This is a genomic window from Rhizosphaericola mali (assembly GCF_004337365.2).
GTDB lineage: Bacteria > Bacteroidota > Bacteroidia > Chitinophagales > Chitinophagaceae > Rhizosphaericola > Rhizosphaericola mali.
In genome coordinates this window covers 224398-240705 of sequence record NZ_CP044016.1, presented here as the reverse complement: position 1 = coordinate 240705, position 16308 = coordinate 224398, and the positions used below count along the sequence as shown (strand labels likewise).

At 33.6% G+C, this 16308-nt stretch carries 11 protein-coding genes and 1 pseudogene; 3 read left to right on the top strand and 9 right to left on the bottom strand.

What is annotated here, in order from left to right; genetic code table 11:
* The first annotated feature begins 8 nt into the window (after positions 1-8).
* A complete protein-coding gene (locus E0W69_RS01000; RefSeq protein WP_131328173.1) occupies positions 9-1049 on the top strand; it encodes a PorP/SprF family type IX secretion system membrane protein in 1041 nt (346 codons plus the stop codon).
* On the opposite strand, the gene E0W69_RS00995 is transcribed toward E0W69_RS01000, so the two are convergent.
* The 8 genes and pseudogenes from E0W69_RS00995 to E0W69_RS00965 form a co-directional block, all read right to left on the bottom strand.
* A complete protein-coding gene (locus tag E0W69_RS00995; protein ID WP_131328172.1) occupies positions 1046-3292 on the bottom strand; it encodes a family 20 glycosylhydrolase in 2247 nt (748 codons plus the stop codon). The two genes, E0W69_RS01000 and E0W69_RS00995, sit on opposite strands and share 4 nt — an antisense overlap.
* A gap of 59 nt (positions 3293-3351) precedes the next feature.
* The gene (treF, locus tag E0W69_RS00990) at positions 3352-4920 is read right to left on the bottom strand and encodes an alpha,alpha-trehalase TreF (RefSeq protein WP_131328171.1); all 1569 of its coding nucleotides are present in this window, start codon (positions 4918-4920) and stop codon (positions 3352-3354) included.
* A complete protein-coding gene (locus E0W69_RS20510; RefSeq protein WP_255478236.1) occupies positions 4904-5308 on the bottom strand; it encodes a hypothetical protein in 405 nt (134 codons plus the stop codon). The genes treF and E0W69_RS20510 overlap by 17 nt, the downstream gene beginning before the upstream one ends.
* 183 nt (positions 5309-5491) lie before the next feature.
* A pseudogene (locus E0W69_RS00985) lies at positions 5492-6925 on the bottom strand (glycoside hydrolase family 65 protein); the annotation flags it as partial.
* A gap of 54 nt (positions 6926-6979) precedes the next feature.
* Positions 6980-8650: a RagB/SusD family nutrient uptake outer membrane protein gene (locus E0W69_RS00980; protein ID WP_131328170.1), complete on the bottom strand. Its 1671-nt coding sequence runs from the start codon at positions 8648-8650 to the stop codon at positions 6980-6982.
* A 37-nt stretch (positions 8651-8687) separates the two neighbouring features.
* On the bottom strand, positions 8688-11717 hold the full coding sequence (locus E0W69_RS00975; RefSeq protein WP_131328169.1) for a SusC/RagA family TonB-linked outer membrane protein: 3030 nt from the start codon (positions 11715-11717) through the stop codon (positions 8688-8690).
* 239 nt (positions 11718-11956) lie between these two features.
* Complete coding sequence (locus E0W69_RS00970) at positions 11957-12421, bottom strand: gliding motility lipoprotein GldH (RefSeq protein WP_191967926.1); 465 nt, start codon at positions 12419-12421, stop codon at positions 11957-11959.
* Positions 12422-12428: 7 nt separating this feature from the next.
* A complete protein-coding gene (locus tag E0W69_RS00965) occupies positions 12429-13292 on the bottom strand; it encodes a YicC/YloC family endoribonuclease (RefSeq protein WP_225321353.1) in 864 nt (287 codons plus the stop codon).
* 83 nt (positions 13293-13375) lie between these two features.
* On the opposite strand from E0W69_RS00965, the gene E0W69_RS00960 reads away from it, so the two are divergent.
* The gene (locus E0W69_RS00960; RefSeq protein ID WP_131328166.1) at positions 13376-14374 is read left to right on the top strand and encodes a sensor histidine kinase; all 999 of its coding nucleotides are present in this window, start codon (positions 13376-13378) and stop codon (positions 14372-14374) included.
* Positions 14364-15065: a response regulator transcription factor gene (locus E0W69_RS00955; RefSeq protein WP_131328165.1), complete on the top strand. Its 702-nt coding sequence runs from the start codon at positions 14364-14366 to the stop codon at positions 15063-15065. The genes E0W69_RS00960 and E0W69_RS00955 overlap by 11 nt, the downstream gene beginning before the upstream one ends.
* 36 nt (positions 15066-15101) lie before the next feature.
* Here the strand turns inward: E0W69_RS00955 and E0W69_RS00950 are convergent, their stop codons facing one another.
* The gene (locus E0W69_RS00950; protein WP_131328164.1) at positions 15102-16253 is read right to left on the bottom strand and encodes a glycosyltransferase; all 1152 of its coding nucleotides are present in this window, start codon (positions 16251-16253) and stop codon (positions 15102-15104) included.
* Between the last annotated feature and the right edge of the window lie 55 nt (positions 16254-16308).

Genomic DNA, 16308 nt, shown 5'->3' with positions numbered 1-16308 from the left:
TAGATAAAATGATTGTAAACAAATTAAAAAGAGAAGTTTTCTATCGCGTACTATTCATTGGATTTATTTCTCTTTTCACTTCTAAATTATTCGCACAAGATCCTCATTTTTCACAATTTTATGCTTCTCCTCTTACCTTAAACCCTGCATTTGCGGGAAAATTTGAAGGTGATGTAAGAGCTGCAGGCAACTACAGGAATCAATGGAGCAGTATCAACAATGCCTTCCAGACCATGACCGCTGCTATTGACATGCCTATATTAAAGGATAAAATTGCAGACAGAGATTTATTAGGCATTGGGATTATGGGATATTCTGATAAAAGTGCCAATAGCGCAGTAAATTTTAACTATGCATCTTTTACTACGTCTTTTCATAAAGGTCTAGATGAAAATGGTTACCATCAAATTGGCTTGGGATTGCAAGGAACCTATTCTAATATGACAATCAATACCTCTATGCTACAATTTGAAGATCAATTAACCACTTTAGGCTTTACCAATCTTACCTCCGAATCATTTGCCAACAGTACATTGAAAAATCATTATTTTGATATTAATGCAGGATTGCTTTATACCGGATCTACAGATGAAAATAATAATTTTTATTTTGGAGTAAGTGGTTATCATCTTAGTAGTCCAAAACAGAATTTTACAGAAGGGAACTATCATATCCAACCTAGATATACCTTTCATGGAGGAGCTCATTTTCCTGTTGGAGATATTACCTCCTTACACGTAAGTGCATTACATAGTGTACAAGCAGGAGCACATGAGACTATGATGGGAGGTGTGATGCAATTTGCATTAACTGATCCAGACAATTCCGTTACAGAGACCAATTTTTATGCAGGCAGTTGGATTCGATTTAAGGATGCCATTATTCCTTATGTAGGTCTTGATTTCTATGATTTTAAACTGGGACTATCGTATGATATAACTACATCTCAGGCCAAAACAATAACTCAAAGCCGAGGTGGCCTTGAGTTATCACTTGCATATATATTTAAAAATAGGAATAAAGGATATCTTCCTTGTCCACAATTCTAATTTTTTGAACTATAAAACCAAGTATCAGGAACATCTTTTAGCGGAGAACCATTTATTGAATACTTTAATCCCAATGTAAATCCCCCTCCGCCTTCGATAAATTGTAGTAAAAACGGATGCAAGCCTTTTTCAAGTGCTGCCTGTCCACTTTTTTCCAAAGAAGAGTGGTTACCATCGTTATCCACAACCATTTGATGGTCTATTTTTAAAATACCTCCATCATCGCAGGTAAGATAAAAACTATAAATCCCCTTAGTCGGCACTTTGATAAATCCTTTATATTCTGTAGCAAAACTAGGCGCATCTATTGATTTAGGTACAAATGTATTACTAATTAAAAAAGAGGAATCAGACTCTTTTTTGATCCATTTCGTACCCCTAAAACTACCCTTTTTATAGTCACATCTTAAGCCTTGTACAAGTTCATTTTCACGTGTAATAGAAGGACTATAGCTTTTCTTTTTTGTAAAATGAATTTTGTAAATATCTCCACGATTACCAACGGAATTAAACGCTGCAACTTTTAGCGTTGTGTCATTCGTTATATTTAAATAATTTAAAATTGGAGATTGTAAACTTGGAATACTATTATCTAAAGTATAATGCAATTCTAAATTGGAATTTTTCGGTAAATCTATAGAAAAGCGTGTACTTCCAACAAATACCATTTCATCTGTAAACCCACTGAGATCTGGCAATCTATAAGCGATTTTCATATTATCTAAAATTGGATAATACGTATTTAGCCTATCATTAAAAGTATTATAATCTAGAGTATCATTGGTCCATAGTTTTTCTGCTAAAGCCAAATATCTAGGATAAATTAGATAATCTGCTCTCCTCTCGCTAGGAACCATCTCCGTCCACAGATTGGCTTGTCCACCTTTGAATTGAACTAAATTTAAGGTATTAAATGGAAATGTTTTAAGATTATAAATCGCATTAATACTATTTTTATTGGGCTGATAATCAAAATACAAAGGTTCATTTGGCGACATGATTAAATCATTGCCATTTTGAATCGCTTCTCTAGGTGCATTTTTTACCCAATTACGCCAATACATTATAGTAACATCTTTATTCAACCCACCTTCTAATGCATCGTCCCAAGTAATTAATTTACGTCCTTGTGACTCTACAAATCGCTGCATTCTATGTACAAAATAACTTTGCAGTTTCTCTACAGAAGTCAAATTCTCACTTTTCATCAGATTTAAACAACTATCCGAATTTTTCCAAGTTGTTTTCTCTACTTCATCGGCACCTATATGAATATATTTACTCGGAAAAATTTCGAATACTTCCTTCAACACGTCTTGCAAAAAAGCATAAACATTTTCTTTACATGGACTGATAGGCACGGTGAATGTCTTACCCCAGCCACTTGCAACTTCTGCTGTCAATTGCGGATAGGCCTTGATTGCAGCATTGAAATGTCCCGGCATATCTATCTCCGGAATTATTTCAACATGCTTCTTCTCCGCATATTTTACCAAATCTTTCAGTTCATTTTGGGTGTAATATCCACCATAAACTTGTTTTCCATCTATCGTTTTGATAAATCTTTTATCAATTTCAAAATCAGGGTTTTCCTTCGCCTTAATTAAGCAAGCAGAATCTTGATTGTTTAAATTGCGCCAAGCTCCCATTTTTGTCAGTAAAGGATATTTTTTGATTTCTATACGCCAACCTTGATCATCTGTCAGATGCAAATGCAGTTTATTTGCTTTAAAAAACGACATTCTATCGATTGTTTTTTTCAAATAATCCATCGTAAAAAAATGTCTTGACACATCTAGCATAAAACCACGCCAAGCATAGGCCGGAGCATCTTCAATATGTACAAATGGTATTTGTCCATTTGAATTTATTAATTGACTGATGGTATTTTGTGCATAAAACAAACCTGCATCATGACTATATTTTACTATTATTTTTTGCGCAGATACATCTAATTGATAACCTTCTTCTGGAAGATTACTATCTTTGATTAATTCAATACTCGTTGGAGTGTTACTCGCTTTCCCATTTTTAGAAACCTCTCGTATGAAAGTTGAGAAATCATTTATAGCCCCAGCATCTTGCTTACTATCTGAGCTAATTTTTAATTTTCCATTCAAATCAAAATACCCATTCTCTACAGAAACAGTTTTCGGATAAGGAATTAAATGAAGTGACTTTGTTTGAGCCATCAGATGATGAGCAAACAGAAATACGCTCAAACTCAGAATCAATTTTCGCATAAATAGACTTTTGCTATAAAAATAATTGTAAATGTTGAGAATGGGAAGTATTTAATAATTTATTTAAAATCTATATTATACTTTTTAATTATTTTTAACAATACACCATTTGTCCATCCAAATCCATCTTGAGATGGATATTCACCTCCACCAGCTTTAAGATTTAAATCTTCAACATTGTATTTTTCCATCAATTTACCTGTCGCCTTATATGTTTTGATATTTAGATTAGCCCAATTTGTAGCAATATTTTTTGCAAGCAAACTATCACCATAATATTCCAATCCTGCAATCGTAATCCATTGTAAAGGAGCCCAGCCATTGGGAGCATCCCACTGTTGACCTGATTTTTTTAAGGTAGTAACCACTCCTCCTGGTTTCACAAAATCATGTACTAGAATTTTTTTTGCTCTTTCAAAATCTGAATTAGGAGCGATTTGAAAAAAATAAGGAAACCAGCCTGCTATTGTTTTTTCCGAGGATAGCTGGTTACGTTTTAAATCAAAATCATAAAACCACCCATCCTTTTTATTATAAAAATATTTTAGAATATTTCTTTTTCTTTGGTTTGCTTGCTTTTGAAATGCTTTAGAGATTTCTAATTGTTTAGTTAGTTTATAGCCTTTAGCCAAGGTCATTTCCATATGATAAAGTAGACAGTTCAAATCTATAGGAAGGATATTTGTCGTTTCAATAGTGGACAAACTATGACCATCACTAAACCATCTAGTACTAAAATCCCAACCACTTTCCGCACCTGAACGTAGATCCTTATATAATACGTCTCTGTTTTTTCCATTATATGATAATGTTGAATCCTCATAAAAAGATTCTTCACGAGGTCGTGTCGACTGATCCCAATATCTATTAAGCACAACATTTGGAAAAATTGAAACCGAATGATGTGTAGGTACCTTTTGATCCATCCAATATTTATATTCTTTTTCTAGTTGGGGTAAATATTTTGAATATATATAATCGCCTTTTATACCTTCCAATAAATCAATCATCAAAGAAAAAAATGGAGGCTGAGATCTACTTACAAAATAGGTACGATTACCATTAGGAACATGGCCAATCGTATCAATCAAATAACTAAAGTTATCTACTATATTTTCTATCAAATCGTATTTTTTACTTTCGGCTAATCCTAGCATCGTAAAATACGAATCCCAATAATAAACTTCTTGAAATCTCCCACCTGGAACTATATAAGGATGAGGAAGTGGTATCAAGGAACTTCCAGCAATAATTGTATCTGGTTTTCTAGTTAATAAATCCCACAATTTTTCAATGTGTATAACCACATTATCCAAACTATCACTATTATGATTTGAATCAATTAATTCTGGGAATTTAAAATTTTGGGAAACAAATTCTTTTAAAGAAAAATTTTTGTTTTCCTTTTCAGCATTAAATTTTTTTACAATTAACGCTGGCGAAGACTTAGGTATCGCATCTGCGAATGTCTTATTATCCGGAAATATTCTTTGCATTTGCACATCGACAAACAATACACCATAAACTTTATCAGGTGTTACTATTTTCTGAGAATAACTATAAAGTGCGCTGCCAAATACTAGGTATATAAATACAAAAAGATGGACTATTTTAATGTGTAACTTCATATGTTGTTTTTTCGAGTCCTACGCCTTTTATTTTTAAGGATTTCCATTTTTTAGGCAAATACGTTTTTAATTGTATAATTCCATTTTCGGATATATCCAAACCTCCCAATCCATTGATAACAGCTTGTAACATACCTCCAGCTCCAGTAGCAAAATAAGGATTCGTTCCACCCTTAGTTTCTGCAATAACGCCAAAAGGAGGCAAAAGGTTTCCTCTATAACCTTCAAAGAATCGATCTAATGCTTTCTCTGAATCACCCATTCTAGCATATAATAATGAAAATATTGCGTGAGTCATGGCCGGACCGTCTCCCACTCTAGATTCATAATAACTAAGATCTTTTTTTATATCATTTTCCTTAGTTCTATATTTTAAAGGATACGCCAATAAATTAACATCGGCTTGTTTTATTTTTTGTCCATTATAGTTGGAATATTCTTTAATAACACCATCAGAAAATGTATCGATACGTATGTTTTTTGCAATAAATAACCATGCAGAATCATAACCTTGATTTAAAATTTGTGCACAACGTATAGCTATATTTAAATTAGAAATACAAGCGGCATTCGTATAAGCATTGTTGTCTACATTTTCAGCCCACTCATCAGCGGCAACCACATCTTTGATTTCAAATTGGTCTTTATCATTTTTAGAGACTCTACTTTTCCAGAATTTAGCAGTTTCAAATATAATAGGCCCTCATTTATTTTTTAACCATGCCGTATCTTTGGTAACTAGAAAATAATTCCATGCCGCTATTGCTATATCTGCAGTAATATGATGTTCAAAAGGCCCAGATAATGCCCAAACTGGCGTCTCTTCCTCTCCGGAATCTGCACTTTCCCACGGAAACATTGCCCCATCATACCCATGGCTAAATGCATTTCTTTTAGCAGCATCCAATCTTTGAAATCTATATTCTAACAAAGATGCTGCGATTTCTGGATGTAATTGTAATAGTGCAGGGAACATCCAAATTTCTGTATCCCAAAACGAATGTCCATTATACCCAAGACCACTTAAACCCATGGGTGACAAACCAAGACTACTATTCTTTCTTGCAAAGGAATACAAATGATATAACATACTTCTCACCTCCACTTGCGCTTGAGTATCTCCATCAATTTCAATATCGCTTTCCCATAATTGAGCCCATAATCTCTTGTGCTCAGTAATCAAATTATCCACTCCTTTTGTTGTTGCAAACATAGTCAAACGTTGTGCTTCATTCAATGGATTATTGCATTGTGCACTGGAGATAGTAGATCCAACGATTGCGAAACGGAATATTTCCCCCTTTTTTAACTGCTTTTTAAATTTCAATAAATGCATTCCATCATTCCACATCTCATGAATTAAATCGGGACTTTCCATTTTGTCAAATAAAAAACTATTAGACGCCGCAACTGTTAATTTTCCAGTAGGGCTTTGAGCAACAGAACTCATATAAGAAATTAATGCATGTGGGCGATCCACTTGACTATAATAATTTTGAACATTCCTAAGCATTTCAGGTGCTTCAATAATACTAGCAGGAGCTATTTCCATTGTTTTCAATGCTTCCACTTCAATATCAACCAATGCATTGAATGGTAGTTGCCTTAGTGCATAGTAGGTATATTTAATTTTAGCTTTTTGAGGTATAACTAATGTAGTGGTAAATGCACCATCCCTAAGGTTTAATTCTTGTACAAAATTGTTGACTTGATCAATTCTTTCAATTTGAGTACCATCTATATCTAAGCTAAAATTCATGAAATTGAATACTCTTAAAATATTGCTTACTTGCCCTCTTCCATATTGGTCAAAAGTTCCATTCAATACAATATCCTTTATTGTAAATGGTTTTGGCGATGATACTAAACCAATTACTCCATTCGCAACAGTTGCTCCATAATAGTTATTCGGATCAATTTTTTTTGCTGATATAATCCAAGAAGAATCTTGTCCAATTACTAAAAGCGGGAAAAGCAATAACAATAACAATAATAATATTCTCATAATTACTTTAAATTAAAAGGGCTATTGCTTAGCCCTTTCTTTAAAAACAAGTGATTAAAAACTTGGATAACCAGGATTTTGCACCAAGTTCGAATTGGCAGAATGTTGCGGATCGGGTATCGGATATAATCTTGTATACGTTCCTGCATCAGCTGGTTTGTTTGGAGATCTAGTTCCGTTACGTACGCCATTAAATAAACTCGTACCATCTGCCACGTCAAATCTAATTAAATCCTGCCTTCTCCAACCTTCCCAAGAAAGTTCTCGCGCTCTTTCTGCTAATAATTTTGTGGAAGTTACATCAGCGGCAGTCCAATTATGATCAGAATTATTGTAAGCCCTTTGAATTATTTGATTAATTAGACTGACAGCACTACCAGTGCTTCCAGCGGCCGCACCACGCATTATAGCTTCCGCACGCATTAAAAGGATATCTGCCAATCTAAATACAACAACATCATTACTTTGTGTTATTCCATTTCCAGTCCCTGCTTCTGGAAAATATTTTATATTTCTTGCACCTGTAAGTTTTCCAGGAATTGTATTATTGGAAAGCGCTGTAAAATTTGGCTCATAGGACAAAGCGAGTCCATCACTCGTAATGGCACCTGTAGAGGAATAGGATAATACATTTTGAGATGGAGGATAGGCTTGAACTTCACTATAACGTTGCCCAAACAAAAATTGTCCAGATCTCTGGTCATTGTATGTTTTATAAATTTTCCCTGCAGATGCGCTATAAACTGCTGCAGTATCAAAATTACCATAGAAATAATCACCATGTGAGGACCAACCATTAAACATTCCTCCCAACAAAGTAAACGCAGGCAGATCAGCATAATGGAGTGTTTGATTTTCCTTTTGATTTCCGGAAATATATTTACTATCATAAGGAACTACAAAAATATTCTCTTTAGAAGCATCATTAACATTTTTAAAATTATCAAAATAATTAGCTTCTAAAGTATAGTTATTAGATAAAATAATGGAGTCACAAGCACTAGCACAATCCGCCCATCTTGCAGTACCAGTGTACACTTGAGCATTTAAATACAATTTTGCCAAAGCTGCATAACCCATCCATTTAGTAGCTTTTCCGTAAGTAGTTAAATCAACTGCGGTAGAAATATTAGGAATGCTCGCCTTTAATTCAGATTCAATAAAATTAAATACCTCCGAACTTTTATTATTAGTAACCGTATTGGGATCGGTATTAAAATCTTTAACTAAAGGCACGTTGCCGAACAAATCCAAGGCCAATAAATAATAATAAGCACGCATTATTTTTATTTCTGCTACATATTCACTAGTATCTATTGTAGATGGAATCGTCGTCAGATTTTCAATAACATTTAGGGTATAATTACATCTACCAATCCCAGTAAATATATTACCCCACGCAGTATTAATAGGTCCGTCTGTAGCTGTCCAAGTATGTAAATAAATTCTTTGATGATTACCATTATCATACCAGTCATTTCCTCTGGTAGGCACTATAATTTCATCTGTAGACACTTCATTTAATTCAACATTATCCCATATTACCAAATTTTGCATTTGCGTGTAAATGGGAGCAATACCTGCATTAAATTGCGCTTCTGTCTGCCAAAATTTATCACTTTCTACGCCACTATAAACAGGTGTATTTAGCTTGGTACAGGCGGATAAAATACCAATACCCAAAATACTTATCAAAAGTGTATTTTTTATATTTAACTTATTCATTATAAACTTTTTAATCTATTTGAAATAATAATTTGGATTATTTGAATGAAAGGTTGACACCAAGGGTAAATGATCTAGATTTATAGTAGGCATTATCACTATTATTACCTGTATATACTTGATCAATATAAGCATTATTTAATGTTGTCTTCGCTCCAGTAGAACCATCCAAATAGCTGCTGCTTGTTATCTGTACTTCCGGATCTAAACCTCTATATTTAGTAATTACAAAAAGATTATTTCCTGTGAAATACACACGTAGATTGTCAACTTTACTAGACAATTTCTTAAATGAATAACTAATCGTTGCGTTATCTAATCTTAAAAAAGAAGCATTTTCCAACCATTTATCAGAAAGGATTTTATCATCTTTATCTCCGCTAGCAAGTCCACTCCTAGTCATATTACCATTGTTTAAACCTCCAACATTATCAATTAACATGCGTACACCATTATATACTTTTTGACCAGAAACACCTCTTAAGAAAAAATTCAAATCCCAATTTTTATAAGAGAAGGAATTATTAATACCATAAGTAAATTTAGGTGCGGGATTGATATATCTTTTCATATCATTATTTAAACCTGCACTTCCAACAGTACCTCCATTCCCATTGTCAAACAGTTCTTTTCCATCTGCATCAAGACCTACATAGTGTGGCAAGAAGAATACATAGGGAGAATAGCCCACTTTCAAATAAGTCAAATAAGCATTACTCAAACCTCTTCCAGCTGCTGATCCTGCGATAATCTGATCTGTATTTAATTCATATCCATTATAAGTCCCTGAAAGGTTAGCAACCCTAGTCTTAACAAAGCTGATCTGTCCACCCAAATTCCATTTAAAATCATTAGATCTAATCACATCACCATTTAATTGTATTTCCCAGCCTTTATTGGTAAGATCTCCAACATTTGCCCAAATATTATTTACAAAAAATGGAGGAGTTGGTACCGTATAGTTGTATATCATATCTTTTGTTTTATCACTAAAGACATTTACACTACCTGACAATCTATTTTTAAACAAACCAAATTCCAATTGGACATTTACGCCCTGACGAGTCTCCCATCTCAAATCTTTGTTAGGATTTTGAGAAGCAGTGTAAGAAGTTGGATAACTATAAGCTGGAGTAGATGGACTATAATATATGCCACTTGGACCATATAAGGATAAGGTTTGATAAGGTGCTAGCCCATCTGCATTTCCTGTTCGTCCAAAGCCTGCCCCCAATCTAAGATCATTTATCCAAGTGACACCTTCCATAAACTTTTCTCGATTGATTCTCCAAGATGCAGATATAGATGGGAAATATCCCCATTGATGAGCGGATCCGAATTTATCAGAACCATCTCTACGCAAACTTGCGGTCAAATAATATCTACTATCATAGTTGTACATAATTCTTCCCAAAAAAGAAATGAGTAAATAACCATTTTTAGTAGAGTTGATTATATTTCTCTCAGGATTGCCCCCTCCAAGATTATTATTTTCATAACCTTCATAGATATAATTTTGTCCGACGGCAGCATAATTATCATAGGTAAATTTATTATACTCATAAACTGCAGTTGCATTGATACTGTGCTTTCCCAATTCTTTTAAATAATTTGCATGAATATCCCCTCGTTTAGAATTGTTATTTTCTGTGTATTTACCCGCTTTATTGATATTTCCATAACCTGGTAATACTGGCTGAAAGTAATCTACTTGCAAATTATAAAAAGACATTGCACCGGTAACACCCAATTTCAGACCTTTAATTAATTCATAGTCAATTGATCCATTGATCAACATCGTTTGATCCGTTCCTTTATTTATTTGCATTTTTTGCTTTGGAACAGGATTATTAACATCAAAACTATTAAAAAAACCATAGTATCCTCCAGACGAATCATAAATAGGCGCCACAGGAGGCATCTCTAATACATAATAAAATATCGAGGGGTCTACATATTTACGATTGACTCTATTACTATTAATACCCATAGTAATTACAAGTTTATTATCAAAAGATTTTTGTTGTGCATTAAAATTAATGCCATACATCTCTTTCCCACTATTAATGATAATACCCTGCTGATTTATATAGTTAAAAGAACCATGATAGTTAAAAGTTGGTGAGCCTCCAGATATACCAATATTTTGATTAGTAGTAACACCAGTTCTAGTTATGGCATCCATCCAATCTGTATTGCCATTAGACAAAGTATAATTATAAGGAGGTGCTGCCGCATTATTCGTCTTTCCACCTGCTGCTAAATATTCAGAGGCGTTTAAAAGATCATATTTCTTAGCCCTATGATCCATCGTAACCGAACCAGCATAATCTACTTGAGCCTTACCAGATGCACCATGTTTTGTCCCGATTAAAATAACACCATTGGCCCCTCGCGCGCCATAAATTGCAGTCGCAGATGCATCTTTAAGTACATCATAACTTACAATATCACCAGGAGCAATAGTGCTAATCATATTAGGATCTGGCAATTGCACACCATCCACTACTATTAAAGGAGATTGATTTCCAGTTAAAGAGGTCTGCCCTCTTAATCTAATATTTACATTTTGATTAGGATCGCCGCTAGGCTGGGTTACAACAAGACCAGCGACCTTGCCGGCTACTTGTTGTATAGGATTAGTTATAACACCACCCTTATTAAAATCTTTCGATGTAAGATTTACGATCGAACCAGTCACATCCTTCTTTTTCGCAGTACCATAACCTACCACTATAACTTCGTCTAAAGGTGAAACAACTTCAGCAAGTTTTACAATAACAGAATCATTTAAGTTTTGAATTTGGATAACTTTTGAGACAAAACCAACATGTGCTATATTTAAGTTTGATACATTGATAGGAATCTTTAAAGAAAAAATTCCATTCTCTTGAGTCTCAACTTTTTCATTTCCATCTGCATTCGCAACAGTTGCATTCGCAATTGGATTTCCTTTTTCATCGATTACTCGGCCTTTTAAAATGGCCGTTTGAGCAAAAAGATTGGTTGAACAACATAATACAAACAAACTCAAAAACAGTGTTTTGAAAGAAATAATACATTTCATAAAGCGTTTAATTTAGCAATCAAATAATGGCATTCGTTGAATAGAGTAATCCAAAGCTATCGCATTAATAAAGAATCATCCAAAAAACAATTAACATTTTTTAAACTTTTATTTATATATAAACAAACGTTAGTTATTATTGAATTTATTCAAAAAATGGGTTAGAAATCTAACTTTTATGCAATAAAAAAAGCCTGACTGTTTTTACAATCAGGCCCGCATGTTATATATTTTATTCCTTATTCGGCTCTTTCTATTCTTACTCCAACATTTAAAACGTTCTCTAGTGGATCTTCTCTCATAGCATTCTGTAACATAAAAATATAGTTTCCTTGTTTCAATGCCACAGGATCTTTGTTAACCAATATTCTGTGTTCTATAACATCATCCATGCTGCTTCCCAACCATTTTTTATTGTCTCCCAATTTCAAATTTATTTTTTGAGTGACGACTGTATCTGCTGGCGCGATGGACGAAAAATTCAACCAAATATTATTGTAATGATAGGAATCTGTATGTCTTATCACAATAAAAATATTATATCTAACCGTTGTATCTTTGATCGCAAATGTGAAATCTGGCTTGAATTGGCTACTCCATTCATGCTGTGGAACTGTCGCCATTTTTTCATATATCCCAATAGGTTTACATGAAATCCAAACTATAACAATAGCTAAAAAAATGAATAATCTTTTTATATACATATTCCAATTATAAAACATTCAAAACTTGTTCTTTTGCTTTTTCCAATTCGTCTTTCATCAAGATAACACTTTTTTGAATTTCAGCATCGTAAGCTTTGGAACCGGTTGTATTGATCTCTCTTCCCAATTCTTGCAATACAAAACCGATCTTTTTACCTTTTGCCATAGAATTATCTTGCAATATCGATCTGAAATAATTGCAATGGTTTTGTAACCGAACTTGCTCTTCGTGAATATCAATTTTTTCGATATAGTAAATCAATTCTTGTTCCAATCTATTACCGTCGTATTGTTCTTTGCCTACATTTTCGTTCAATAATTTGACCAAATTTTCTCTTATTTTTCCACGTCGTGTTTCTTCGTGTGATGCAATCACGGGTTGCAAAGCTTCAATTTTCTCAATTCTAGAAAGTAAATCTTTTTCTAAAACTGCACCTTCATTTTTGCGATGCTCGTTGATACTATCAATACATTTCTTCAATGTTTGAGAGATCAATTTAAATTCGTCTGGAGTCACAACTTCGTTGGAAGCGACTACAACTTCCGGCATTTTTAAAATTGCAGGCAAAATATTTTCGGTAGACAAACCTAGCTCATCTCCCACTTCTTTGATGGAATTATAAAAGGTTTTTACCAATTCCTTATTGATCGTCACTGCCTTAGCACCATTATTATCCTTAAGGGAAATAATACATTCTACCGTACCACGATTGAGCCCTTCACTGATTTGATTCCTAATTTCGATTTCAAATGGTTTCAAAATCAAAGGCATATTTAACCTGAGATCTAGTTGTTTTCCATTAAGCGATTTTAGTTCGATCAAGTAAACTTTATTATTTATTATCTGCTCCGCACGGCCGTAGCCCGTCATAGAATATAGCATTTCAATTATTTTATTCTCGTCAAAAGTAGGCAAATTTGGATATTGTATTATCTATTTCGAAATTTGTGTCAATGAAAAATAGTTTAAAAGGCCAACAGCTCAATATATTAACGACCGCATTCTGTTTTCTACTGGTGTATATCGTCAGTGGATTTATCTGGTGGTTTGTCTCTTTGGAAAAACAAAACCAGCAAATGTATCAATATCGTCTAGAGGAATTGCGTAAGGACGAAAGCTATTACTATGAAAAAGTGGAGGCCTTAAAGGATGCAAAAAAACGTAAAACATTTCAATACATTGGTGAAGGATCTACCTTTTTACTAGTAATACTATCAGGAGGTCTATTTGTTTATTGGACGGCACGCCAACAATTGCTTTTATCCAAAAGACAACAAAATTTTATGATGGCAGTCACACATGAGCTCAAAACTCCTGTGGCTATTATTAAACTCAATATTGAGACAATCTTAAAACGTGATTTTGAAAAAGAGAAAAGGGACAAACTATTATCCAATTCTGTAGAAGAGACCAAGCGCTTAGATGTCTTAATAAGCAATATTCTTATGGCATCTCAATTGGAAACCAATGAATACTCTTTCAATAAACAAATGATGAATCTCAGTGAAATGTTGCATCATAGTGTGATTGATTTTCAAAATAGATATTCAGATAGAATAATCTTGTCTCATATTGAGAAATCTATTTTTATCTTAGGAGAATATCAATTGATTCAACTTCTGATCAATAATTTTTTGGATAATGCCCGTAAATATTCCCAAAGGGGAAATGAGATCACCATTGGTTTAAAACAGAACAATAAATATTGTGAATTGTCATTTGCTGATCAAGGAGCAGGTATTCCTGACAAGGAAAAAAAGAAAATTTTTGATAAATTTTATCGTGTAGGAAATGAAGAAACACGCAAATCAAAAGGTACAGGGTTAGGATTATTTCTTTGTCATAAAATAGTCACAGATCATAAAGGGGAGATTTTTGTGCACGATAATCAGCCGCATGGCACTATATTTACTATACAATTACCTTTAAGCAAAAATAATAATGGAATATAACGCAAATATATTATTGGTAGAAGATGAGGAAAGTCTTCATGAAACTTTAAAACTAAATCTGGAGTTAGAGGGTTATTCAGTCACATCGGCTTATGATGGACAAGTCGCTTTAAAGTCTGCCCTTGCAGAATATTTCGATTTGATTATTATGGACATCATGATTCCAGAAATGGACGGAATCAGTGTTACAGAAAGCCTTCGTTTACAAAATATAGAATCCCCTATCTTAATACTAAGTGCCAAAAACTCTAGTGCAGATAAAGTAAACGGACTAAAAAAGGGCGCAGATGATTATTTGACCAAGCCATTTGATTTGGAAGAGCTGCTTTTGCGTGTCAAAAAATTGATTATCAAAAACCGTAAAATACAAGAAAAAGAATCTATCGGCGACAACTATAATTTTGGAAATAATAAAATAGAATTTGCATCTCAACAAGCGATCAACTATCAAGGGAAAACGATCGAGTTGAGTAAGAAAGAAGCGATGCTATTGAAATTACTGATAGAAAATAAAAACGAAGTTGTACCTCGTGAAAAAATCCTGCAAGTAGTTTGGGGTTACAATGTATATCCTGCGACGCGCACGATCGACAATTTCATTCTTAACTTTAGAAAATATTTTGAGGAAGATAGTCGCAATCCGCAACATTTTCACTCAGTGAGAAGTGTGGGTTACAAATTTACCGACTAGAAAAAAAGCCGAAATAGGTTACTATTTCGGCTTTTTTTATTTTACAGTTCGCCCCTTCCATTGATACTTTCCAAATTTCCCCAAAAATCCAGCAACAACTGTATATACCAAATGTGGCAATTCCATTATCGGAAAATATTTCATCAATCTTTGTCCTTTATAAAATTTGGCAACTGGTGTGAGAAAAAACATTTCAACTATAATCTTAACTATAAATAATCCTAGCCAAAACCGAAATGTAGTCCATTCAAATAAGGAAAAAATAAATCCAACTATAAAAAACACATTGACCAAATACACCAATGCCAGCACCGCGATGATACTTTTATCTTGATAACTATCCGCTTTACTCGCCCAGCGAATCCTTTGATTGATAAATCCTTTTACTGTATCCATCGGCAAAGTTTCTACTATGGCTTCTTGTGCAAATAAATAACCAACCGATTTTGGATATTTTTTCAAAATCTTATGCATCAAAAACATATCATCACCACTCGCCAAATGATCTACGCCCTTAAATCCCTCGACATGAAAAAATGCATCTTTTTGATAACAAAGATTGGCACCATTACACATACTGTGTACACCAGCGCTGACCGCAGCCGCTGTAATCCCCTGCAAACTCAAAAAATCTAAATATTGAAATTTACTCAAAAAACTCCCCGTATCAATAAATGAAACCGGTGCTGCGACAAATACTTTATCCTCTTGTAGTATGTAATTATTGAAAGACCGCAACCACTCCTCACCTACTTGACAGTCTGCATCGGTCGTAATAATCCAATTGTGAGCAGATTTACCTATCGCTAATTCTATTGCTTTTTTCTTGTAAGAATTCAGATTGGCAGCATTGGGAATTAATTCCGCCATGTGAAATAGACGCAAATTAGGATATTGCTTTTGTATATTTTCTACAACCGCACAAGTTTTATCTGAAGAAAAATCATCAATTACAATGACTTCAAATAAATGTAAAGGATATTTATTTTTCAATATGGAAAGAACACATTTACCAATATTGTCTGCTTCATCTCTTGCAGGAATGATTATGGAAAATGAAATTTGAGGTGTGACTTTTTTGTCCGTAATAAATGGTTGTAACTTTTTAAACCAACCATAATATTGTAAAATCAAAATACAATACAAAAAAAGCAAGCCCGCTAAAATCCATAATATCACTGCTGTCATGCAACAAATTTAAAATCTAAATAGGTAAATTGTTTTTTTAACTGACAAAATCCTT